The sequence below is a fragment of the Candidatus Palauibacter sp. genome (assembly GCF_965213655.1).
Taxonomy (GTDB): Bacteria; Gemmatimonadota; Gemmatimonadetes; order Palauibacterales; family Palauibacteraceae; genus Palauibacter.
Genome location: NZ_CBDBZT010000003.1, coordinates 571,068 through 592,701, shown reverse-complemented (window position 1 = coordinate 592,701; position 21,634 = coordinate 571,068). Strand labels below are relative to the sequence as shown.

Here is a 21,634-nt window from a genome sequence, read left to right as displayed (position 1 = left end):
GGCGGCGACCCAGCCGTGCCGGGGCGGGAACCGGAGAACGCGGGAGCTTGGGATGCGGTTCGCAAAGGCGACAGAAGACTCTGGAAGCCCTTGGCGGTTGCGGGGTTGGCGACGGGCATGGTGGGTCGGCGCGGCGTGCGGCGTCACCCTCGCAGCGCCTCCGGTCTCCGCGCAGGAGACCGAGACTCCGATCGACTATGACGCTGCGATCGCGCAGAGCGGGATGGAGGGCAGCTACGGGTACCTGCGGGCGCTGGACGGATCCGCGACGCTCATTCAGGGGGATACCCGGGAGCGCGTCCAGGTCGCGGTGAACGAGCCCGTCCTCGTTGGCGACCGGATCTTCGCGTCCGATGAATCGCGTGTCGAAATCGTACTCGCCGATGGAAACCTTGTTCGGATCGGGGACCGGGCGGAGCTCCTCTTCCGCGCGCTCGCCAAATCGGGGGATACGAGTGACCCAGCCTCCGTCCTCGAACTTGTGCGCGGGTCGCTGCAGTTCGTCGTCGCCGCGGATCAGGCGGGGACGGAGTGGCCTTCCGTCATCACGCCGAACGCGACGATTCGACCGAGGGGAGCGGGCTCCTTCCTGATCGTCGTCGAGGACGGGGGGCGCAGCGAGGTCGTCGTGCGCGAGGGCGTGGCCGACGTCACGACACAGACGGAACTCGCCGAAGTGCGCCGCGGCGAGAGCCTCCTGGTCGAGGGAGCGCAGGGTAGCCGGCTCCGGTTCGCTGCGGCCCCGGGTCTCGATCGGCTGGAGGCGTGGGGCCAGGGTATCGGCGACTACGCGCGCGGCGAGTACACGGCTCATGTGGATCCGGAGCTTCACTACGCGGCCTCGTCGCTCAGCGGGCACGGCTCGTGGGTGCAAGTGGGTGCGGGGGTCGCTTGGCGTCCACGCGTGTCGACAGACTGGGCGCCGTACCGGCACGGGCGCTGGCGGCACACACCCGGCGGGATGTTCTGGGTCTCGTACGAACCGTGGGGCTGGGTGCCCTACCATTATGGGTACTGGGATCTCGATCCCGCCTGGGGGTGGGTCTGGTTCCCTGGCCAGCGTTTCGCCGTGGCGCACGTCTACTGGTACTGGGGTCCGAGCTACGCGGGCTGGATTCCCTCGGGGTACTACTGGCGCCACTACAGGAACTACTACGGCAGCCGCTGGGGCTTCCACTTCGGGGTCTACGGACACGTCGGGGGCGGCTTCGGACGGTATCGGCACTGGACGTTCCTGCCGCACGGCCGCCTTGGACACCGGCGACAGCACTTCTACTCGGTGGGCGGCTCGGACTTCGGTCGCGGGCGGAAGGCGGTCGAACGCGGCGTGCTGCTGACGGACTCCCGCCTGCTCGGGCGCACGGCGCAGCGGCGGCCGGCGCAAACGCTGGCGAGCTTGCGGCGCGCGGTCTCGCGTGACGGGCGAACGACAGTCGATGCGAACGGCTTCATCGATCGCGGCACGAGCCTGCCGCGGGAAGTCGAACGCGTCGCGCTGCGGAGCCGCGATGGCCGGTCGGCCCGACCGCGCGACGCGACCGCCGGAACCCGGAGCGACCCCTCGCAAGCGACACGTACGGCGCCCATCCGAGTCACGACGCGGTCGGCGGAGGGCCGCACCCTGCGGCCAGAGGGGCCCGGGGTGCAGCGAGCGGGCGTACAGCGGGCGGCGCGGCCCGCGTCCGGGACCGGCGCTCGCCCGGCGGTCCGGCGGCCTGTCAGGCGAGACGACACGGGATCCGCGAGACCTCCCGTCATGCGGCCCACTCCACGGTCGGGTTCCGGCGTGCAGCGCGCGCCGCCACGGACAAATGACGACGGCGGTCGCCAGGTCGTCCGTCCGCGCACGGCCCGGGAGTGGCCTGCCGTTCGCCGGACGGGGGGCGCGACGACTCGGCCGACCGTGCGGTCGGCACCGGTGCGGCCGACGGTAAGGCCCACGACGGCGTGGCCGTCCCGGCCGGTCCTTCGACGTCCAGCGTCTTCGAGGCAACCCGTGGCCCGCCAGTCCATCCCGCGTTCACCGCGGCCGGCCGTGCGGCCCTCCAGCTCGTCAAGGTCGAGCGGCAGCGTCAGACGTTCGGGCGGCGGATCCAGATCCGGGGGCGCGATCCGCCGATCCGGCGGCAGTACGCGGTCGACAGGCGCCGCGCGGGCGCGGGGCCGATCCCGCGGCTAGGGGGCTACGGTCGGAGTCAGGGGTCCGGCCACACGGCCGGATCCCGCTCCATCTCGGGTTCTGGTTCCACGCCGAGCGCCTCGACCATGCGCACGTAGTAGTTGAAGAAGCCGACGACCTCCGTCGCGGTCAGGATCTGCGCGTCCGTCCAGCCGACCTCCCGCAACGCGTCGACGTCCCGCCGGGCGGTGGAGGTCGGGTCGCGCGTGATCGCCACCGCATAGTCCAACAGCCGGCGCGTCTTCGCGTCGAGTCCCGCCGTCCGGTAGTCGGTCCGGATCGCGCGGGCCAGCTCGGCGTCTCCGGTGGCCTGACGGAGATCCTCTCCGTGCGCCTCCGTTCAGTAGAAGCACTCGAGTTCGCGCGAGGTGACCGTCGCGAGCATTTCCCGCACGTCGCGCTCCAGCGGTCCCGGCGCCAGCATCAGCGCTTCGTAGAGTTGGATCGAGGCCCGCATGACGGGCGGGTTCAGACTCTGGATCCCGATCACGTTGAACACACGCCCCGCGCGGCGGACGGCCTTCTCGTACTCGCGGGCGAGGAGCCCCCTCGCTTCGTCGGGCGCTACCGTCTCGATATGCGGCATTTCGCCTCCTTGTGGCCGACGGATCCGGGGCGCGAATCAGCTCAGCAGCGGAACCGGCCCCTCAGCGTACGAGAAAGCCGTCCCGCCACGGGTCTTCCGGATCGATGAGGAACTCGTGCCGGCCCGTGACCCAGGCCCGACCCCCAACCTCGGGCACGATGGCCGGATGCCCCCCGACCGTCGTGGTGTCAACGATCCGGCCGCTGAACCGGCCACCGATGATGCTCTCGACGACGATCCCGGTGTCCCTGGAGATCTCCCCGCGTGCGTGAAGGATGGCGAGGCGCCCGCTCACGGCGGTCCCCGTCGGACTGCGGTCGAGTTCCCCCTCCGCGAAGATGCAGACGTGCCGCGAGTGGTGTGCGGCGTCTGCCGCCTCACTCGTGAACACGGTGCCATAGAGAAACCCGAGATCGGAGTCGTCGGGGTGTTCGATGTCATCCGCGGCCACCGATGATACGGCGTGCGTGATGCGGCGCCCCGCATCGATCAGATCGGGGGCGCCACCGGGCGTGAGCGGCAGCCCCAGCGCGTCCGCGTCGACGTAGGCGTAGAAGGCGCCTCCGAACGCCAGATCGTAGGAGACCGTTCCCAGGCCTTCGACCTCCACGCCCCGGTCGAGAGTGGCGGCGAATGAAGGCACGTTGAGGAACCGGACCTCCCGGACCCTTTCGCCGTCCAGGATTGCGGTGGCACGTACCAGCCCGGCGGGCGTGTCGATCGTCACGGGCCGTTCCCTCCCCCGCCCGTCGATCCAGCCGGCCTCGACCGCGATCTTCGCCACGCCGATGATGCCGTGGCCGCACATCGTCGAATAGCCCTCGTTGTGCATGAACAAAACGGAGAAATCGGAGCCGGGGCGCACGGGGGGCATCGCGAGACAGCCGTACATGTCCGCGTGCCCTCGCGGTTCCCACATCAGCGCGCGGCGGAGTTCGTCGTGGTCCGAGCGGGCCACGCGGCGCCGTGCGAGAACGGTCTCTCCGGCAAGCTCCGGGAAACCCGCCACGATGACGCGCAGCGGCTCGCCCTCGGTGTGAGCGTCGATCGTCTCGATGCGGAGCCAGTGTTCGGGGGCGGTCCAGGTCATGTGAATTCCTCGATGAGACGGTGGCCCGAGGCCGCGGAATCGTCGTATGCTGGCGCCGGTGATCTTACGCCCTGCCGCCGCCGCCCGCTCCGGCGACGGCTCGCCGGCAGCCCGTGGCGGAACCCTGCGTCGCATCGAGAGGGCCCTGTTCGAGGAGAAGGCATGAGACCGAGGGCTGTTGTCGCCGAATTCGTGGGTACGTTCGCGCTGGCGTTTTCGACCCTGATTTCCGTCAACCACGTCGGTTTTCCGATCCCGACGCCGGCGATGGCGGCGCTCACTCTGGGGGTTCTGGTCCACCTGCTCGGGCCGGTTTCGGGCTGCCTGCTCAACCCTGCGGTGACGGTGGCCATCTGGTCCGTCGGCAAGCTCAATGCGAAGGATGTCGGATCGTTCATCGTGGCGCAGTTTGCCGGGGCCGGACTGGCGCTCGCCCTCGGAGGCCTCCTGTTCCCCGATCCGGTCCCGCTCCCCGTGGACGCTTCCGCCGGCACGGGCGTCGCCGAGATGCTGGGCGCCGCGCTCCTCGCCTTCACGATCGCGGCCGTCTTCATGGGCCGGATCCCCGCCCGGCTGACCGGCGCCGTCATCGGCGCGGCCCTTATCGTATCCATCTCCTGGGCAGCCCACGGATCGAACGGGGTGCTCAATCCTGCGGTCGCCCTCGGGATCGGATCCTTCTCGCTCGCCTACGTGTGGGGACCGGTCGTCGGCGCCCTGATCGGCGCGCACCTGTCCCGGTATGTGTGTGACCCGGGGGACCGGACGCCCCGGGACGACTAGCCGTCGGTGGCGTAGCGGTCGGCACCCATGAAGTGCAGGGAGACGTAGGGTTCGTCCCCGACGACCCACGAGTCGTGCGGCTCGGGCGGGATATGGAACAGGTCGCCGGCCCGAAGCTCGACCACCCGGCCGTCCGGGAAGGCCGCGGTGGCCGTGCCCCGGAGCACGAGACCCACATGCTCGACCGGGCACAGTGGCTCCTCCGATGGCACGTGCTCGGACCATTTCCAGCCCGGCTGGTACGTCGCCCGCCCGATCGTAAGGCCGGCCACGCGGACGACCTCGAAGCGGCCGAGTTCGAGTTCGCGCACCTCGTCCGGCTCCTCGAAGCGCCGAAGGATGACGTCGATCATTTCGCGGTCACTCGGGGCGATCTTCGTCCGCGGGCGGGTCCGGAGCTTCCCCTTCGGCGAGACCGCGATAGAAGGTGAGGCCGTTCATGTCGAGGTCGTAGAAGGCGAATTCGCGCGTGCCCCACGGGGTCCGCCGCAGCGCCGTGCGCTCGTGAAAGACGCCCTGGTCGCGGTATTCGTCGAACAGTGCCTCGACCTCGGGCACGACGAAGCGCAGCATCGGGCGTTCGACGCGCCCCCACTCCTCCGGGTCGTGCCACTGCAGGTGCACCTCGATCCCATCCCGGCGCACGCCGGCGTATCCCGGGTTCGTGGTGGAATCGGCGAAGGAGAGCCTGAATCCGAGGCGGCCGACGTAGAACCCAATCGCGGCGGCGACATCCCGCGAGGGAAGCACGGGCTGCACCGCCTCGAGGCGGGCCGCCCGCCGCTGGGCCGCTATCGGTAGTTCTCCATCAGCGCGTCCAGCGCCTCGGCGCCCGGGCACAACTCTTCGAAGGGAAGGTCCCACAACGGCCGGTCGACCGTCCCCAGCACGTCGTGCAGGTCCCACGATGCCGGGTCCACGTAGAGGAGTCCCGTCGGGACCTCGCCCGCGTTCTGCCGCTCGCGCAGATAGCCGTACACGGCGTCCCTGTCGGTCGCGTCGTAGTCGCCCTCCACCTGCCGGAAGAGGATCACGCTCCCGTCGTGCATGCGGACGTCGCGCACGTCGACGGACCCAATGTCGGCCGTGATCTCATCCGCCTGGGGGACGAAGTCCTTCGGGGTTACGAACGCGGCCTCGACCGCCTCGCGGAAGTGCTCGCGCGTGTAGGCGTAGCTCTTCGTCGAGCCCACATGGTCGTTGAAGGTCACGCACGGCGAGATGACATCGACGAGGGCCAGACCCGGGTGTCGGATCCCCGCCTTGATGATGGGGACGAGCTGGTCCTTGTCTCCGGAGAAACCGCGCGCCACGAAGGTCGCGCCGATCGAGAGTCCGAGCAGGGCGGGATCGATGGGAGGCTGCTCGTTCGGCACGCCCCGCTTCGACTTCGAGCCCATGTCGGCCGAGGCCGAGAACTGGCCCTTCGTCAGCCCGTAGACGCCGTTGTTCTCGATGATGTAGAGCAGGTTCAGATTGCGCCGCACCGCGTGGCACAGTTGCCCGAGCCCGATCGAGAGCGAGTCCCCGTCCCCTGAGACGCCCACGTAGACGAGGTCGCGGTTCGCGGCGTTCGCTCCGCTCGCCACTGACGGCATCCGCCCGTGCACGCTGTTGAAACCGTGCGATTCGGACATGAAGTAGGCGGTCGTCTTCGACGAGCACCCGATCCCGCTCATCTTTGCGGCCCGGTGCGTCGGAATCGCGAGTTCCCACGCCGCCTCGATGAGCGCCGCCGTGACGGAATCGTGGCCGCACCCCGCGCACAGCGTGGACATCACGCCCTCGTAGTCGCGGCGCGTGAGCCCCAGTTCGTTCTTCTCCAGACTCGGGTGGAAGACCCGCGGCTTGGCGATATACGTCATGCACCCACTCCTTCGGCGGTCTCCGCCGCGAGCCCGAGTCGATCCTTCACGCCCGCGATAACGTGGCGCGCGCTCAGCGGCAGCCCTCCGTAGCGGAGGAACGAGGCGAGCCGTTCCTTCGAGGCCGGTGTCTCCAGCGTAAGCAGCGACTTCAACTGCGCATCCCGGTTCTGCTCGATGACGATGTTGAGGTCGTGCGCCTCGATGAAGCGCCCGACTTCGGGTGCGAAGGGGAACGCCCGGATCCGCATGTAATCGAGCCGGAGCCCCTCCTCCGCCTCCATGCGCTCAATGGCCTCGCGCACCGCGCCGTCACAGGCGCCGAGCGTGATGAGTCCGTAGCGCGCATCCGGCCGCGAGCGGATCTCCGGGGCCGGCACCGCCTCGGCCGCGTTGTCGATCTTCACGGCGATGCGGTCGATGACCTCCTGGTATTCGTCCGGATCCTCCGTGTACTTGCCGTACTTCGTGTGGCCCGAGCCGCGCGTGAAGTAGGCGCCCTTCGGATGCTCGCCGGGGATCGTGCGATAAGGGATCCCGTCGCCATCGACATCCAGGTAGCGGTAGAAGGTCTCGATCTCCTGCAGCGCCTCCGCGTCGAGCACCTTCCCGCGATCCGGCCGATAGTCGTCGTCCCACCGGAAGCGGGGCACGACCCAGTCGTTCATCCCGATGTCGAGATCGGAGAGCACGAACACGGGCGTCTGGAAGCGTTCCGCGAGATCGAATGCCTGTACGCTGAACTCGAAGCACTCCGCCGGGTCCTTCGGGTAGAGGCAGAGGTGCTTCGTGTCGCCGTGCGAGGCGTAGGCGCAGAGGAGGATGTCGCCCTGCTGCGTGCGCGTCGGCATCCCCGTCGACGGACCCACGCGCTCGACGTCGAAGAAGACGCACGGGACCTCGGCGTAGTAGGCGAGTCCGATGAACTCCGTCATGAGAGAGATCCCGGCCCCGCTCGTCGCCGTGAAGGCGCGGGCTCCGGCCCAACCGGCGCCGATCGTGATGCCCGCCGCCGCGAGTTCGTCCTCTGCCTGCAGGATCGCCGCCCTGCTCCGTCCGGTCTCCTCGTCGACACGGAGACGCCGGCAATAGGCCGTGAAGGCATCGACGAGCGAGGTCGAGGGTGTGATCGGATACCAGGCCGCGACCGTCGCGCCCGCGTACACGCAGCCGAGCGCCGCCGCCGTGTTGCCGTCGATCAGAATCGAGTCGCGCGTGGCGTCCATTCCCTCGAGCCGGATCGGCAGGGGGCACTCGAAGTTTTCGACCGCGTAGTCGTAGCCGAGCCGGATCGCCTTGAAATTCGCATCCAGCAGGTGGCGCTTCCTCTCGCCGAAGGTCTCCTCAAGCAGTTCGCGGATCACGTCCATGTCGATGTCGAGGAGGGCGGCGAGGGCGCCCGTGTAGGCGATGTTCTTCATCAGGATGCGCGTGCGGCCGCCATCGAAGTTCTTCACGCACATCTCGGCCAGCGGGACGCCGAGGAACGTCACCTCCTCCCGCCGCAGCGTATCCGCCATGGGCCAGCTCGAGTCGTACAGCAGCCAGCCGCCCGGCACGAGCTCCTCGATGTCCTGGGCGTACGTCTCCGGGTTCATCGCCACGATGAGGTCGAAGTCCGGCGTGCGCGCGACGTGACCCGACCGGTTCACGCGGATCTCGTACCAGGTGGGAAGGCCCTGGATGTTCGAGGGGAAGACGTTCTTCCCCGACACCGGGACCCCCATCCGGAAGATCGACTGCATGATGAGGCCGTTCGCGCTGGCGGAGCCCGTGCCGTTCACGGTGCCGATCTTGAGCGCGAAGTCGTTCACGCGGTCCGCCTTCATGTCGGCCATCCCGTCAGGGAGCCACCGAAACGAAGCCGCCCGGCGACATCTCCTCGATGCCCATCCCGGAGTAGGGATGGTCCGCGTCCTGGCCCGCGTACGGCTTGAGCAGATCGAAGGTCCTCATGTCCCAGGCCGCCGTCGGACAGCGCTCCGCGCACAACCCGCAGTGAATGCAGAGGTCCTCGTCCTTCACCATGACTCGCGCCGTCTGCGGCAGCGACTCCGAGACGTAAATGTCCTGGTCCGGGTTCTCGGCGGGAGCGGTCAGTCGCGTGCGGAGTTCTGCCTCTTCCCCGTTGTGCGTGATCGTGAGGCAGCTGAGGGGACAGATGTCGATGCAGGCGTCGCATTCGATGCACAGGCTCCCCGTGAAGTGCGTCTGAATGTCGCAGTTCAGGCAGCGCTCGACCTCGGTCAGCGTCTGCTCGAGGTCGAACCCCTCCTCGACCTCCGTCTCGATGCTCTTCAGGCGTTCCTCGAGGCGGACGTGCCGCATCTTCCGGCGGGCCGCGTACTCGTAGTCGTTCGAGTAGCTCCACTCGTGGAGGCCCATCTTGGCGCTCACGAGGTTCATGTGCTCGGGCGGGCGCTTCTCGAGGTCCTCGCCGTGGCAGTAGGCGTGGATGGAGATTGCCGCCTGGTGCCCGTGCTCGGCCGCCCAGATGATGTTCTCCGGGCCCCACGCGGCGTCGCCGCCGAAGAAGACCCCCTCGCGCGTCGACATGAACGTCGTGCGGTCGACGACGGCCTCGCGCCACTTGTTGAACTCGATCCCCGCGTCGTCCTCGATCCAGGGGAAGGCCGTCTCCTGCCCGATGGCGAGGATGACCGCTTCGGCGGGGAAGAACGCTTCGTCGAGCTTGGTTGAGACGAGCCGTCCCTGGTCGTTCTCGTGCCACTCCACGATGTCGAAGTTCATCCCCCTGAGGACGCCGTCCTCGACGACGAACTCGGTGGGCGAGTGGTTCTCGACGATATCCACCCGCTCTTCCTCGGCGTCCTCCAGCTCCCAGGGGGAAGCCTTGAAGTACGGCTTCGACTTGCGGGCCATGACCTTGACGTTCGTTCCGCCGATCCGCTTCGAGGTGCGGCAGCAGTCCATCGCCGTGTTCCCCACCCCGATGACGAGCACATTCTCCTCGATGGAGTTCGTGTGCCCGAAGGCGACGGATTCGAGCCAGTCGATACCGATGTAGATGTGGTCCGTATCGTACCGGCCCGGAAGGCGCAGTTCCTTCCCGCGCGGGGCGCCGGAGCCGACGAAGACGGCATCGAATCCCTGCTCCAGGAGCCACTTCATGCTTTCGACGGGCGCGTTGTAGCGGATGTCCACGCCCATGTCGAGGATGTAGTCGATCTCCTCCCACAGCACCTCGGGGGGCAGGCGGAACTGCGGGATGTTCGTCCACATGAGGCCGCCGGGCCGGTCGTTCTTCTCGAAGATCGTGACCTCGTAACCGAGCGGCATGAGATCGCGGGCGACGGTCAGCGAGGCGGGTCCCGAGCCCACGCAGGCGATGCGCTTCCCGTTCTTCGCCTTCGGGATGTCCGGGAAGCGGGGCGTGATGTCGCCACGGAGGTCGGCGGCGACGCGCTTGAGGCGGCAGATCGCGACCGGCTTCTCCTCGACCCTTACGCGCCGGCAGGCGGGCTCGCAGGGGCGGTCGCAGGTTCGGCCGAGGATGCCCGGGAAGACGTTCGACTCCCAGTTGAGCATGTAGGCGTCGTCGTACCGTTCCTGCGCGATGAGGCGGATGTAACCCGGGACGTTGGTGTGGGCCGGGCAGGCCCACTGGCAATCCACGACTTTGTGGTAGTAGTCGGGGTGCTCGACGTTTGTTGGCTCCACCGTTTCTCCTCGGGCTTACCCCGCCCGACAGGCGCTACGTTCCCCAGCCCGTGAGTCGCGTGGTGAAACAACCGCTCGCAATCGTAGGGGACGAGCCGGGTTGTCGCCAGTTTTTCGGTGACTGCGGCCGGATCGTTGCTGTCCCGCCCGGGGCCGTGGAAGTTGAGCCAATGGATAGACTACCCGTCGCCTCCCTCTCGGAAGACGACCTCTTCCGGTTCCTGGAGGATCTTGAAGCGACGCTCGCCGGACTCCGGGCCGGGTCCGCCGAAGTCCCGGAAGGGCGGCAGCCGGTGCACACGGTTGCGGGCGGGGCCCACCTCTTCAGGCGAGATACGGCGGCCAAACTCGGACGGATCGCGGGGAGTTGCCTCGAGCGGTACGCAGGGGAACCTGCCGCTCTCCGGGAGGCGTTCGGGAACCGACTGCCCGCCGGGACCGCAGGGGCCGTGCACGAGCGCGTACGCGCCAAGCTCGCTCGCGAGCCCGTCGAGAGCTTCCTGATCGACTTCGAGGACGGTTTCGGCGTGCGCTCCGATGCCGAGGAAGACGAGGCGGCGGTGACGGCGGCGGCGGAGGTCGCGGCGGGGGTCGCTGCCGGCAGCCTCCCGCCCGCGCTGGGCATCCGCATCAAATCCCTCTCCGACGTCACGGGCGAGCGGGCGCTACGGACGCTCGATCTCTTCCTGACGACGCTGGCGCGGGCCGGAGGGGGGCTGCCGGACGGGTTCACGGTGCTGCTGCCCAAGATCGTCACGGCCGGGCAGGTGGACGTGCTGGCCGGCGCCCTGGATCGGCTGGAGGCGACGCTCGGCCTGCCGGAGGGTGGGGTCGCGATCGACATCATGATCGAGACGCCGCAATCGATCGTGGGGGGCGACGGCCGAATCGTCGTGCCCGAGCTTGTCGCGGCCGCCGGAGGCCGGTGCGGCACCGTCCACCTGGGAGCGTACGACCTCACGGGCGCGGCGGCGGTCGCCGCGGAGGAACAGACGCTGGGGCACCCGCTCTGCGAAGTGGCGCGACAGATCCTCCAGCTCTCGCTGGCCGACACCGGCGTCCGGCTTTCCGATGGCGCGACGAACGTGCTGCCCGTCGAGCCGCACCGCGGAAGGGCCGTGATTTCGGCCGCCGAGGAGGCCGAGAACATGGCCACGGTGCACGGCGCATGGCGGCGGCACTACGTCGATGTGCGGCGATCTCTGAGCCAGGGGTACTACCAGAGCTGGGACCTCCACCCGGCGCAGCTCGTCTCCCGCTATGCGGCCGTCTTCTCCTTCTTCCTCGAGGGACTCGACGAGGCAGCGAGCCGGCTCGACCGCTTCGTCTCCGCCGCGGGACGGGCCGTCCTCACGGGATCCGTGTTCGACGATGAAGCCTCGGGCCAGGGCCTCCTCAACTTCTTCCTTCGGGGACTCGCGAGCGGAGCCCTGACAACGGAGGAGGCGGCGCGCTCGGGTCTGACCGCGGCGGAACTCGAGACTCGCTCGTTCCGCACGATTCTGGAGGGGCGCAGCGGGTGATCGCCGCCTGGATCGATCGCGGCGCGGTCCGTGTGCGCGACGACCTCCCGCGGCCCGGCCTTGAGCCCGGGGAGGCCGTCGTTCGGGTCCTGATGGCGGGGATCTGCGGGACGGACCTGGAGTTGATGCGCGGATATCGCGGTTTCACGGGCATTCCGGGGCACGAGTTCGTCGGGCGTGTCGAGGAAGGGCCCCCGGATTGGGTCGGCGCGCGGGTCGTCGCGGAGATCAACGTCACTTGCAGCTCGCACCCCGCCGAGTCCAACTGCGTCAACTGCGCCAATGGCAGGACCACACACTGCTCTCACCGCGAGGTGATCGGCATCCGCCAGCGCAACGGCGCGTTCGCCGGTTGGTTGCGAGTGCCGGTGGCAAACCTGCATCGGGTGCCCGAGCGGCTTCCAGACGAGGTTGCGGTCTTCACCGAGCCGGTTGCCGCCGCCTGCCGCGTCCTGGAGCAGATCGAAGATGAGATTGGATCGAGCCGGGTATCCCGGGCGCTCGTCGTGGGTGCTGGACGACTGGGGCAGCTTGTGGCGCGCGTGCTGGCGCCGCGGTTACCGGGACTCGAGGTCGCAGGGCGATCGGAGCGGAGCCTGGCCCGGGCCCACGACGCCGGCCTGACCGCCCGCCCCGTCGCCGTCGTGGAGGAGGCCGCCTACGACCTCGTCGTCGACTGCACCGGCGCCCCGACCGGTTTCGCGGCCGCCCGCAGAGCCGTCAGGCCGCGAGGCACCCTTATCCTCAAGAGCACACACAACAATGGGTTGGCATTAGACATCTCATCCATTGTCGTAGATGAAATTCGACTTCTCGGCTCTCGTTGCGGACCAGTCGAGGACGCCTTGGCGATGCTGGAGCGGCGAGACATCGAGGTAGACGACCTCATCGACGATCGGTTGCCGCTGACCGCCGCCGCGGAGGCCTTCAGACGGGCGGCGGAACCGGGCGCGGCGAAGGTGCTTCTCGTCCCCTGACCCTCGCCGGCTTCAGTCGGAGAGTTGCACGGCGCGGACGCGCACGCCGCCTCCCTCGCCCGGGATCGTCCACGCGACGAGAAGCTGGTCACCCGTGCGCAGCATGCGCGGGAAGCCGCTCGATCGTTCGCCGGCCGTCTCCGAGATCAGGAGCGGCGTGGCGAGCGATCCATCCGGCAGGACACGGCGGGCGAGAACCCGCGGCGTCCTGTCCGAAGCCTCCAGCCACACGACCACAGCCGAACCGTCGTCCAGCCGCTCGATGTCCACGCGGCCCAGCGGCAGCCCCTCATCGATTCGAATGCGCGGGCCGAAGGTCGCACCCCCGTCGCTGGAGAACGCGACGTACACCTGCGGCGTGCCGTCGACCCCCGTGTACCAGGCCGAGACGAGCGCCCCTTCGGCGCCGCTCAGCTGCGGCCCGTTCACGGGACAGCCGGCGATGACCCAGCCATCGGTCGACACCGGCGCGGGGTCCGTCCAGCGCTCCCCCGCCCCTCTCACCACGGCGATGTCGCGGACTTCGGCTTCGCTCCGGTCGCGGTAGGCGGCGACCAGCCCGTCGCCGACGCGGGCCAGCGCGGTCTGGCAGCACTCGCACGTCCGATCGTCGAGCAGCACCTCGGGGCCCAGATGACCATCCGCCGCGAGCGTGCGGAAACGGACGGACATCGCCCCGCGCTCTGCCGCGCCGCCTCCGGCAACGTGTTCGCCACCGCCGGCATGGCCCGCCATGGCCCGGGCGTCGAGCCAAGTCAACCCCGCGCCGTCCCCCCACGGCACCATCGACACGAAGCCGTGCTCGGTGGGCGACTCGTCGTCGTGGGCGCGGAACGGCTCCGTCCACGTCATCCCGCCATCGGAAGAGAGCGCCAGCATGACATGGTAGGCGTAGGGCGCGTCGGCGACCTTCTCCAGCCAGTGGACGGCGAGCGTGCCGTCGGGCATCTCGACCGATGAGGGAAAATCGGCCCAGTTCACGAACATCGCTTCCGACGCCCACACCGTACGCGGCGCGGACCAGCCCCCTTCGTCGCGAATCGCCACACGCAGTGCGGGCACGTCTTCCTCCGGCTCGATCCAGGTCAGGATCGCGCGCCCATCGGCCCCAGGGGCCAGCGATGGTTCACCGCTCGGAGACGGTCGCTGGAACTCGACATCTCCCGGTTCCAGCGACACCTGCCGTTCCGCTGCGCCGGAGCATCCGCACAGGAGCGCGGCGACGGCGAGGGAACGGACCGGCCGGCCGGGACGGACTCGCTTGAGGTTTCGCATGTGAACTCCGGACATTCTCTCTCCCCGGGGGCGAGGCCGTATGATACGCGCCTGACGCTGACATGAGAACTGCAACGCGGCGGACGGGAGGCGAAGTGTCACAACGCGCGTCGGTGATGACGGGGCCGGGACAGCCGCTGGAGGTCCGGTCCTTCGATGACCCCGAACTCGGACCCGGCGAAACGTGGCTGGAGATCGAGGCGAGCGAAGTGTGCGGGATCGACGTCCACCTCTTTCACGGGCGCCTCGCGGGCGTGCCCTGGCCCATCATCCCGGGGCACGTGAGCGTGGGACGCGTGAGGGAGACCCGCGGGCCCGGTGTCGATGCTGCCGGGCGGCCGCTGGGGGAGGGCGACGCCGTCACCTTCTTCGACGTGGTCGGGACGTGCCACAGCTGCTTCTACTGTTCCGCGGCCCGGCAGCCGAACCTGTGCCCGCACCGCCGCGTCTACGGCATCACCTTCAGCGCGCGCGAAGGACTGCTCGGAGGCTGGGCAACCTCCATGAGGCTCACGGCGGACACTTCGATCTTCAAGCTGCCCGAGGGACTCGCGACAGCGGACGTCATCGGAGGCGGCTGCGGGCTCTTCACCGGTTTCGGCGCCGTCGAGCGCTCGGACCTGCGGCCTGGCGACACGGTTGTCGTGCAGGGCTCCGGCCCAGTCGGCCTCGCGGCCGCCGCCTTCGCCCGGGTCCGCGGCTGCGGCCCCCTCGTGGTCATCGGCGACCCCGACGAACGCCTCGCCCTCGCCACCGCGATGGGCGCCGACATCACGCTCCCGCTGAGCCGAACGTCGGGCCCTGACCGGTCAGCGAGCGTGGCCGACCTCACCGAGGGCCGGGGCGCCGACATCGTCATCGAGGCGAGTGGGAACCCGACGGCGATCCCCGAGGGGTTCGCCCTCCTCCGCGACGGAGGCACCTACGTCGTGGCGGGCCACTACACGGACGTCGGCCCCGTCTCCGTCAACCCGCACGTCGACATCAACCGCAAGCACGCGACCGTTAAGGGGCGCTGGGGAACCGAACTGCCTCACGTCTCACGCGCGCTCCACCTGCTCGCTCGACACCGACTCCCCTTCGCCCGCGTGATCGGGGGAGAATACGGCCTCGATGAAACCGGGCGCGCACTCGCCGATGTCGAGCGGCTCGCCGTCACCAAGGCGATCATCGTCCCGTCCTAGAAGTCCCTGGCCACCTGGGTGGCGGATTCCACGCGGATCGTGAGGATGTCGATGTCGTGGTACTGCTGATGGCGGATTGAGGAGGCGTAGTGCCTCAACAGCCGCAGCGGGGTCTCCGCCTCGACGGGGACGCCCGCCGCCGCCTCGCTGAGCATCGCCAGCTGATCCTCGATGTTCTTCTCGTCCGTCGTCGCAATGAACTCGAGGTCCGCGGCGCGGCCGTCGCTGCGCGCGATCAGCAGCAGGTTTCGCTCGACATCGGGCGCATCTTCCGCGGCCTCGCGCATGAGGATCTGCAACGTCTCCTCGCCCACCGCGCGCAGACGCGTTTCCATATCCTCGTCCCAACCCTTGCGCGCGGCGAATTTCACCAGGAAGGCGTCGATCTCCGACCACGTCTCGTCCGTCAACCGGGTCTTCAGTCGCGCCCGACCACCTCCGGTCACCTCCCCGAAGATCGTGAGCAGGATCACGGTGAAGCCGCCGACGGTCATACCGTTGCCGAGGAGTTCCGCCCAGGCACCCTGGAAGGCCTCCGGGTAGACCCAGTCGAGCTGGAAGGCGACGCCCATCCAGAAGGCGACTCCGACGATGAGACCGTTGCGGTAGTCCAGCCCCTCCTGGAGCAGGATCTTCATCCCGAAGACGAAGATGAGCGCCACGATAACAACGAAATAGGCCGCCACGACGGGGCCGGGGATCGCGATGATGAGAGCGAGGAATTTCGGAAGGAAGGCGAACGCCAGGAAGACGAAACCGACGCAGATCCCGATGGCGCGGGAGGCGACGCCGGTGAGTTCGGCGACGGCGATGCTCATGCCGTAGGTCGTATTGGGAACGGTCCCCGCCAGGCCGGAGAGGAGATTGCCCACACCGTCGGCGGAGATCGCACCCTGAATGGAGCGAAAGTCGATCGCGCGCGGCCTGCGCCAGGAGACCCTCTGAATCGCGATGGCGTCCCCGAGCGTGTCCATGGCGCCCACCAGCGTCACCATGACGAAGGACGGCAGGAGGGCCCAGAACTCCGGTCGGAAGCTCAGATCCAGACCGGGGTACGCCAGGTCCGGCAGGCCGATCCAGGAAGCGGCCGCGACCGTGGACATGTCGTAGATGCCGAAGCCGAGGCCGGCGACCAGGCACCCCGCGACGATCCCGAGGGCCGGCGCCCAGAGCCGAAGCGCGCCGGAGAACCGAAGCGGGACCAGCACCATGGCCGCCAACGTCACGCCCGCGACGACCGGAGCCGCCGCCCCGTGTGCACCGGCAGGCACCTCGGCGAGCTTCCGCAGGATCATCGGAGCGAGCGTCACCGGGATCAGCATGAGCACGGTGCCCGCCACGGTGGGCGTGAAGATGCGACGCAGAAGCGCCATCCTGGAGGCGAGAAGGAACTGGATCAGCGAGGAAGCGATGATCAGGACCGCGAGCATCCCCGGCCCGCCCTGCTCGAGCGCGGAAACGCTCACGGCGAGGAAAGCGCTGGTGCTCCCCATGACGAGGATGTAGCCCGCACCGATCCGGCCCACACTGCGCGCCTGAATCGCCGTCGTGAGCCCGCTGATCACGAGCGCCGCGAATACTGCCCACGACAGGTAGGCGTCGCTCCCGCCGGCAATGGTGATCATGACGGTCGGCGTGAGTACGATGGGAGCGAGGCAGATGAGCGCGTACTGGACGCCGAGTCCGGCGGCGATCGGGAGCGGCGGACGCTCGTCCGGCTCGAAGCGAACGTCCTGGCGGGCGAGCGCGGGGCTGGAACCCGCCATCAGTCGCCGCTTCCCCCGGGAAGTCCCGCGGTGAGCGCTTCGCCGCGTGCCGCGGCGCGCCAGCGTGCGGGGTCAGCTTCGAGCCTCTCCACAGCCTCCCGGAGCACGTCCAGCGCCAGATCGATCGTGTGCAGGTGCGTCCGGAAGGCGAGCGCCGCCATCCGCAGCAGGAACGTCCCGTCGACGGTCGTCGAGGAGAGGAAGACGCGGCCGTCCCGGTGTGTTTCCTCCACAAGCGCGCGGTTGAACGCGTTCGCGTCGCCTGTCTCCGGCACCCATCGGTACGTCACGACGGAGAGGTCCGGCTCCGGCCCGGTCTCGAACCCCAGCGCCTCGACTTCACGGCGGAAATACCGCGCGAGTTCGAGCTTCTCTTCGAGGCAGGCCCGGAAAGGCTCTTCACCGTGCAAGAGTAGCGGCAGCCAGACGCGAAGCCCGCGGAAGTGTTTGGTCAACTCCGGTGAGACGGCGGCGGGTGAGCGGCCTCCCCACTCCGATACGACCGTGTCCTGCAGGTAGCTGGCGTAGTAGGTGTGGGAATCCTGCAGCGCTTCGCCGTGCCGGACGAGAACGGCGCCCGTCCCGTACGGAAGGAACAGACCCTTGTGGGGATCGAGGACCAGAGAATCGGCGCGTTCCATGCCGGCGAGCACCGGTTGACACCCCTCGACGAGGGCGAAGAAGCCCCCGTACGCGCCGTCGACGTGGTACCACAGGTCCTCACGTTCGCACACGTCGGCGATGCGGGAGAGCGGATCGACCGCGCCGGTGTCCGCGGTGCCTGCCGAGGCGAGGACGAGCCAGGGCCGGAGGCCCTGCGCCCGATCCGTGGCGATGAGTGCCGCGAGCGAGTCCGGACACATCCGGAAGCCATCGTCCAGCGGGACATCCCGCCGTACGGTCTCGCCCAGACCGGCGACGCGAAGCGCCTTGTGCAGGCACTGGTGGACATGGGCGGTGGAGTAGACGACGGCTCGCTCGTAGTCCCGGGCGCGAAGTCCCGTGGCCTCCCGAGCCGTAACCACCGCGATCAGGCTGGCGACCGAGCCGCCCGAGGCGAGATTGCCGTCGGAGCCTTCCGGAAAGCCGACGAGTGCCGCCATCCAGTCGAGGACCGCATCCTCCATCTCGACGGCGCCGGGGCCCGCGAAGCGCACACCGGCGTATTCGTTCGTGACCGCCGCGAGATAGTCCGCGAGCGAAGAGGCGTAGATCCCGCCGCCGGGGATGTACCCGAGGTGTCCGCCGTGCGACGGCACGAGTCCCGCCCCGACAACGGACTCGTCGATCCGGTCGACGAGTTGATCGATCGACCGCGTTCCGCTCCCGATCTCGAGTTCCCGGATCCTCGCGACGGACGACTTGTCGTGCTGGTAGGCCAGCCGTTCGGGAAGCCCGTCGAGGAACCCCTGGGCGTAGGCGTGTACCTCGGCCATGAGGCGGTCGCGCTCACCCGCATCGGGTTCGAGCGGCCGCGCAGCCTCCTCCAGTTGCAGGATCCGGGACCGCTGCCGACTTGAGATCGAGCGCATGATGCGATCCTATCCCTTTCGTTCGGGGGGCGCGAGCGTTCTGTCCCCCTTTCTGCTTCACGGGAGGATCCGGCTTGTATCGGCCCCGAAAATCATCATTGACGTACAGTCTTGCCGCGGCCCTCGTCTTCGGGTTGGCGTCCGCTGTCGAGGCGCAGCCGCGGGCGGATCGCGCGGAAGCCTACCTCCGATCCTTCCACGACCTGAGGCTGTTCAACGGCGCGGCGCTCATCGTCGACGAGGGCGAGATCCTGTTCGAGGGAGCGTTCGGCGCGTCGGACTTCGGGGACGGCGGAGCGAACGCCCTGGGCACGCGCTTCCGCATCGCGTCGCTCACGAAACAGTTTACGGCCGCCCTGATCCTCAGACTCGAGGAGGAGGGGCTGCTGCGGGTCGAGGCCCCCGTGGGGCGCTACATCGAGGAATACCCACCGGAGTTCGCGGAACGGATTACGCTCCACCACCTGCTCACCCACACCTCCGGGTTGCCGAGCTACACGAACATTCCGGGGTTCATGGAATGGGAGGCCGCGACCCCGTTTTCGCCGGGTGACATCGTCGCGCTCACATGGGAGGAACCGCTCTCCTTTGAGCCGGGCACCGACTTCGAGTACTCCAACTCGGGCTACGTACTTCTGGGCTGGATCGCGGAACGGGTCACGGGGCTGAGCTACGACGGAGCCCTCCGCACGTACGTGCTCGACCCGCTGGAGTTGAGCGATACCGGGTACGATCGCGCGCTTTGGCCGCCGGAGGGCCACGCCGGCGGCCACACGCGCGACCTCGTCGGCTACCGGCCGGCGCGCCTCATCGACCCGTCCGTGCCCTATTCCGCCGGCATGCTCTACTCCACCGTGGGAGATCTCGCTCGCTGGGCCGCGGCACTCTTCGTCGCCGGAGACCTGTTTCGGGACCCGGAGACGCTGGCGCGCATGACCACCCCCGGTCTCGAGTCCGGGTCGTATGGGTACGGCGTCGGGGTGGGGGCCCGCGACATCGAGCGCGACATCGGCGTGCGCGTGATCGAACACTCGGGCGGGATCTTCGGCTTCTCGTCCTACCTGCGTGTGTTCCCCGACCACGGACGACTCATCGTGCTGCTGGACAACACGTCCTCCGATCTGGGCCCGCTCGTAGCGGGGTTGACGAACGTGCTGTGGGGTGGCGAGGCCGTGCGCCCGAAACCCTCGATCGCGGAGCGGCTGCTGCCGATCGTCGAGGCGGGTGGGGTCGAGGCGGCGATGTCCAGGTACGACAACTGGCGGCGCACGCGACCCGAGGAATACGACTACTCCCCCGGTCAGATCCTGAGTCTGGCCGGCCATTTCCGGGAGGACGACCCGGACACGGCCATTGCGATCCTCGAGGCCTACGCAGCCGGTACGCCCGAAGCCCTCGTCATCCGTTATGCACTGTCGGAACTTCACGAGGAAGCCGGGGATCCGGAAGCGGCGGCGGCCCACCTCCGGGAGGCGCTCACGTACAACCCCGGGATGCCCCGTCTTCTCGAGCGCCTGTCCGATCTGGGCGTCGAACCCGATCTGGCGCTTCGGCTCCCCATCGTGCGCGTCGAGCCGGCGGATCTTTCCTCTCTCGTGGGTGCATACCGGATCGATCCGGCCACCACGCTGACCGTCACGCTCGATGAGGGTGTGCTCATGGCCGCCCGCACCGACGAGGACGCGTTCCGGCTTCTCCCCCAGTCGCCGACCACCTTCCTGATGCACGGCTCGGCCGTGCAGTTCGTGTTCGAAGTCGCGGACGGTGTCGCGGGCGGCGTGTCGGTGGTGGAGGCGGATCAGCGCCTCGTTTTCCCCAGAATCGGAAGCTGAGCCGGCCCGGCAGCGACGTGCACGACTTCGCCGTCATCGGGCTCGGAGCTATCGGAAGCGCGACCGCGGCCGAACTTGTCCAGCGGGGACATTCGGTAGTGGGATTCGACCGCTACACGCCCCCGCACACGATGGGATCGGCGCACAGCGACACGCGGATGATTCGAGCGGCCTGGTACGAGGGGTCTCCGTACATGCGGTTCGTGCGCGATGCCTACCGGCGCTGGACGAATCTCGAGCGCACATCCGGAAAGACGCTGCTGCGGACGGCGGGCGCCCTCATGTTGGGGCCGGCAGACGGCCGCAACTTCGCGCGAAATCCGCTTCACAGTGTCATCGGTCCCGACGCCGACTACCTCCTGCTCTCCGCGGAGGAAGTCGTCGAGCGCTTCCCGTGGCTCCGGCCGGATCCCGGGACCGTCACCATCTATGAGCCGGGTGCCGCGACTCTCTCACTGGAGGCCTGCCTCGAGGCGACGCTGGAGGCCGCGGAGGGCGCGGATCTGCGTTTCAACGAGTCCGCGATCGGGTGGTCGGGCTCTGCCTCGGGCGTCCGGATTCGGACCGAACGGGGAGAATACGCGGCGAGGCGGCTCGCCATCGCAGCGGGAGCGTGGACTCCGCAACTGCTTCCCGAGCTTTCCCTCCCGATCGAAGTGGAGCGCACGGTGCAGTACTGGTTCGAACCTGCCGGGGCGCATGCGGACATGCTGGAAGAGGGTCCCGCCTGGGTGTGGGAACTCGAGCGGGAGGGTACCTGGTACGGCTTCCCGCCGACGGCGCGGGGCCTCAAGGCGGGGATGCATTTCCAGGCTGGACGCCGAACCGATGTCGAGCGAGTCGACCGCGAGGTCGGTACCGCGGAGACGGAGGCACTGCGAGAGCTGTTCGGGCGGTACGCCCCGGGCTTGGCGGGCCCCCTGGCCCACGCGTCCGTCTGCCTCTACTCGAACACGCCCGACGAGGACTTCATCCTGGACCGCCACCCCGACCAGCCCGGCGTGGTGCTGTTCGCCGGCGGCTCCGGGCACGCATTCAAGTTCGCACCCGGCCTCGGGTCGCTCATGGCCGACCTCCTCACGGACACTACGCCAAGCCATGAACTGTCGCACTTCTCTGTCGAACGCTTCGGGTGACGTCGATCGTGGCGGCAGAACTGGTCCCGGTCTCGGACGTCATCACCGTGCCGGTGGCGACCACTTCCCCTCCGCCCGGACAGGACAGGGTTTCCGTCCCGCCGGAGGACGGTAGATCATCGTCCGACCCCAACAGCGTGATGCCTTGAATGGCTTCGAGGAGAGCCTCGCTCTCCTCCAGCGTCAGCGTGGGCTCATCCGGCCCGGTTGTGTCGTCGCTGCAGG

Annotated in this window: 18 protein-coding genes; 7 read left to right on the top strand and 11 right to left on the bottom strand. The window is 68.8% G+C overall.

Annotation, left to right across the window (positions count from 1 at the left end):
* Positions 1-97 precede the first annotated feature (97 nt).
* Entirely contained in the window at positions 98-2,179 is a 2,082-nt protein-coding gene (locus ACOOGH_RS04775) for a DUF6600 domain-containing protein (protein ID WP_420447834.1), read from the top strand.
* Positions 2,180-2,195: 16 nt separating this feature from the next.
* On the opposite strand, the gene ACOOGH_RS04770 is transcribed toward ACOOGH_RS04775, so the two are convergent.
* From ACOOGH_RS04770 to ACOOGH_RS04760, 3 genes are all read right to left on the bottom strand, one after another.
* Positions 2,196-2,408, bottom strand: a complete 213-nt coding sequence (locus ACOOGH_RS04770; protein ID WP_420447833.1) for a hypothetical protein — start codon at positions 2,406-2,408, stop codon at positions 2,196-2,198.
* A 111-nt stretch (positions 2,409-2,519) separates the two neighbouring features.
* The gene (locus ACOOGH_RS04765) at positions 2,520-2,765 is read right to left on the bottom strand and encodes a hypothetical protein (protein ID WP_420447832.1); all 246 of its coding nucleotides are present in this window, start codon (positions 2,763-2,765) and stop codon (positions 2,520-2,522) included.
* A gap of 61 nt (positions 2,766-2,826) precedes the next feature.
* The gene (locus ACOOGH_RS04760; RefSeq protein WP_420447831.1) at positions 2,827-3,855 is read right to left on the bottom strand and encodes a proline racemase family protein; all 1,029 of its coding nucleotides are present in this window, start codon (positions 3,853-3,855) and stop codon (positions 2,827-2,829) included.
* A 162-nt stretch (positions 3,856-4,017) separates the two neighbouring features.
* Between ACOOGH_RS04760 and ACOOGH_RS04755 the strand changes: the two genes are divergently transcribed.
* On the top strand, positions 4,018-4,638 hold the full coding sequence (locus tag ACOOGH_RS04755) for an aquaporin (protein ID WP_420447830.1): 621 nt from the start codon (positions 4,018-4,020) through the stop codon (positions 4,636-4,638).
* Here ACOOGH_RS04755 and ACOOGH_RS04750 read toward each other — a convergent pair.
* From ACOOGH_RS04750 to ACOOGH_RS04730, 5 genes are read right to left on the bottom strand one after another with little or no spacing between them, the layout of a single operon-like run.
* Positions 4,635-4,991, bottom strand: coding sequence for a cupin domain-containing protein (locus ACOOGH_RS04750; RefSeq protein WP_420447829.1), 357 nt, complete (start codon positions 4,989-4,991; stop codon positions 4,635-4,637). The two genes, ACOOGH_RS04755 and ACOOGH_RS04750, sit on opposite strands and share 4 nt — an antisense overlap.
* Before the next feature lie 7 nt (positions 4,992-4,998).
* A complete protein-coding gene (locus ACOOGH_RS04745; RefSeq protein ID WP_420447828.1) occupies positions 4,999-5,388 on the bottom strand; it encodes a VOC family protein in 390 nt (129 codons plus the stop codon).
* A gap of 41 nt (positions 5,389-5,429) precedes the next feature.
* Positions 5,430-6,503 (bottom strand): 2-oxoacid:ferredoxin oxidoreductase subunit beta, encoded by a 1,074-nt coding sequence (locus ACOOGH_RS04740; protein ID WP_420447827.1) that lies wholly within the window; start codon positions 6,501-6,503, stop codon positions 5,430-5,432.
* On the bottom strand, positions 6,500-8,332 hold the full coding sequence (locus ACOOGH_RS04735; RefSeq protein ID WP_420447826.1) for a 2-oxoacid:acceptor oxidoreductase subunit alpha: 1,833 nt from the start codon (positions 8,330-8,332) through the stop codon (positions 6,500-6,502). The genes ACOOGH_RS04740 and ACOOGH_RS04735 overlap by 4 nt, the downstream gene beginning before the upstream one ends.
* A gap of 13 nt (positions 8,333-8,345) precedes the next feature.
* Entirely contained in the window at positions 8,346-10,184 is a 1,839-nt protein-coding gene (locus tag ACOOGH_RS04730) for an FAD-dependent oxidoreductase (RefSeq protein WP_420447825.1), read from the bottom strand.
* 170 nt (positions 10,185-10,354) lie between these two features.
* Here ACOOGH_RS04730 and ACOOGH_RS04725 point away from each other — a divergent pair, with 170 nt between their 5' ends.
* Positions 10,355-11,707, top strand: coding sequence for a DUF6986 family protein (locus ACOOGH_RS04725; protein ID WP_420447824.1), 1,353 nt, complete (start codon positions 10,355-10,357; stop codon positions 11,705-11,707).
* Positions 11,704-12,684: an alcohol dehydrogenase catalytic domain-containing protein gene (locus tag ACOOGH_RS04720; RefSeq protein WP_420447823.1), complete on the top strand. Its 981-nt coding sequence runs from the start codon at positions 11,704-11,706 to the stop codon at positions 12,682-12,684. Before ACOOGH_RS04725 ends, ACOOGH_RS04720 begins: the two co-directional genes overlap by 4 nt.
* Positions 12,685-12,696: 12 nt before the next feature.
* Here ACOOGH_RS04720 and ACOOGH_RS04715 read toward each other — a convergent pair whose 3' ends face one another.
* The gene (locus tag ACOOGH_RS04715) at positions 12,697-13,959 is read right to left on the bottom strand and encodes a sialidase family protein (RefSeq protein WP_420447822.1); all 1,263 of its coding nucleotides are present in this window, start codon (positions 13,957-13,959) and stop codon (positions 12,697-12,699) included.
* A 95-nt stretch (positions 13,960-14,054) separates the two neighbouring features.
* On the opposite strand from ACOOGH_RS04715, the gene ACOOGH_RS04710 reads away from it, so the two are divergent.
* Entirely contained in the window at positions 14,055-15,143 is a 1,089-nt protein-coding gene (locus ACOOGH_RS04710; protein WP_420447821.1) for a zinc-binding dehydrogenase, read from the top strand.
* On the opposite strand, the gene ACOOGH_RS04705 is transcribed toward ACOOGH_RS04710, so the two are convergent.
* The gene (locus ACOOGH_RS04705) at positions 15,140-16,909 is read right to left on the bottom strand and encodes a uracil-xanthine permease family protein (RefSeq protein WP_420447820.1); all 1,770 of its coding nucleotides are present in this window, start codon (positions 16,907-16,909) and stop codon (positions 15,140-15,142) included. The genes ACOOGH_RS04710 and ACOOGH_RS04705 overlap by 4 nt on opposite strands.
* Positions 16,909-18,441 (bottom strand): pyridoxal phosphate-dependent decarboxylase family protein, encoded by a 1,533-nt coding sequence (locus ACOOGH_RS04700; RefSeq protein WP_420447819.1) that lies wholly within the window; start codon positions 18,439-18,441, stop codon positions 16,909-16,911. The genes ACOOGH_RS04705 and ACOOGH_RS04700 overlap by 1 nt, the downstream gene beginning before the upstream one ends.
* Positions 18,442-18,539: 98 nt before the next feature.
* Between ACOOGH_RS04700 and ACOOGH_RS04695 the strand changes: the two genes are divergently transcribed.
* Both ACOOGH_RS04695 and solA read left to right on the top strand, forming a co-directional pair.
* Positions 18,540-20,273: a serine hydrolase gene (locus ACOOGH_RS04695; RefSeq protein WP_420447818.1), complete on the top strand. Its 1,734-nt coding sequence runs from the start codon at positions 18,540-18,542 to the stop codon at positions 20,271-20,273.
* A gap of 17 nt (positions 20,274-20,290) precedes the next feature.
* Entirely contained in the window at positions 20,291-21,409 is a 1,119-nt protein-coding gene (solA, locus tag ACOOGH_RS04690; RefSeq protein WP_420447817.1) for an N-methyl-L-tryptophan oxidase, read from the top strand.
* Positions 21,410-21,634 lie beyond the last annotated feature (225 nt).

Bases quoted from the DNA above. Each gene is read 5' to 3' on its own strand.
- ACOOGH_RS04760 (WP_420447831.1), bottom strand. From the start codon at position 3,855: ATGACCTGGACCGCCCCCGAACACTGGCTCCGCATCGAGACGATCGAC.
- ACOOGH_RS04735 (WP_420447826.1), bottom strand. From the start codon at position 8,332: ATGAAGGCGGACCGCGTGAACGACTTCGCGCTCAAGATCGGCACCGTG.
- ACOOGH_RS04755 (WP_420447830.1), top strand. From the start codon at position 4,018: ATGAGACCGAGGGCTGTTGTCGCCGAATTCGTGGGTACGTTCGCGCTG.
- ACOOGH_RS04715 (WP_420447822.1), bottom strand. From the start codon at position 13,959: ATGCGAAACCTCAAGCGAGTCCGTCCCGGCCGGCCGGTCCGTTCCCTC.
- ACOOGH_RS04725 (WP_420447824.1), top strand. From the start codon at position 10,355: ATGGATAGACTACCCGTCGCCTCCCTCTCGGAAGACGACCTCTTCCGG.
- ACOOGH_RS04700 (WP_420447819.1), bottom strand. From the start codon at position 18,441: ATGCGCTCGATCTCAAGTCGGCAGCGGTCCCGGATCCTGCAACTGGAG.
- ACOOGH_RS04750 (WP_420447829.1), bottom strand. From the start codon at position 4,991: ATGATCGACGTCATCCTTCGGCGCTTCGAGGAGCCGGACGAGGTGCGC.
- ACOOGH_RS04740 (WP_420447827.1), bottom strand. From the start codon at position 6,503: ATGACGTATATCGCCAAGCCGCGGGTCTTCCACCCGAGTCTGGAGAAG.
- ACOOGH_RS04765 (WP_420447832.1), bottom strand. From the start codon at position 2,765: ATGCCGCATATCGAGACGGTAGCGCCCGACGAAGCGAGGGGGCTCCTC.
- ACOOGH_RS04705 (WP_420447820.1), bottom strand. From the start codon at position 16,909: ATGGCGGGTTCCAGCCCCGCGCTCGCCCGCCAGGACGTTCGCTTCGAG.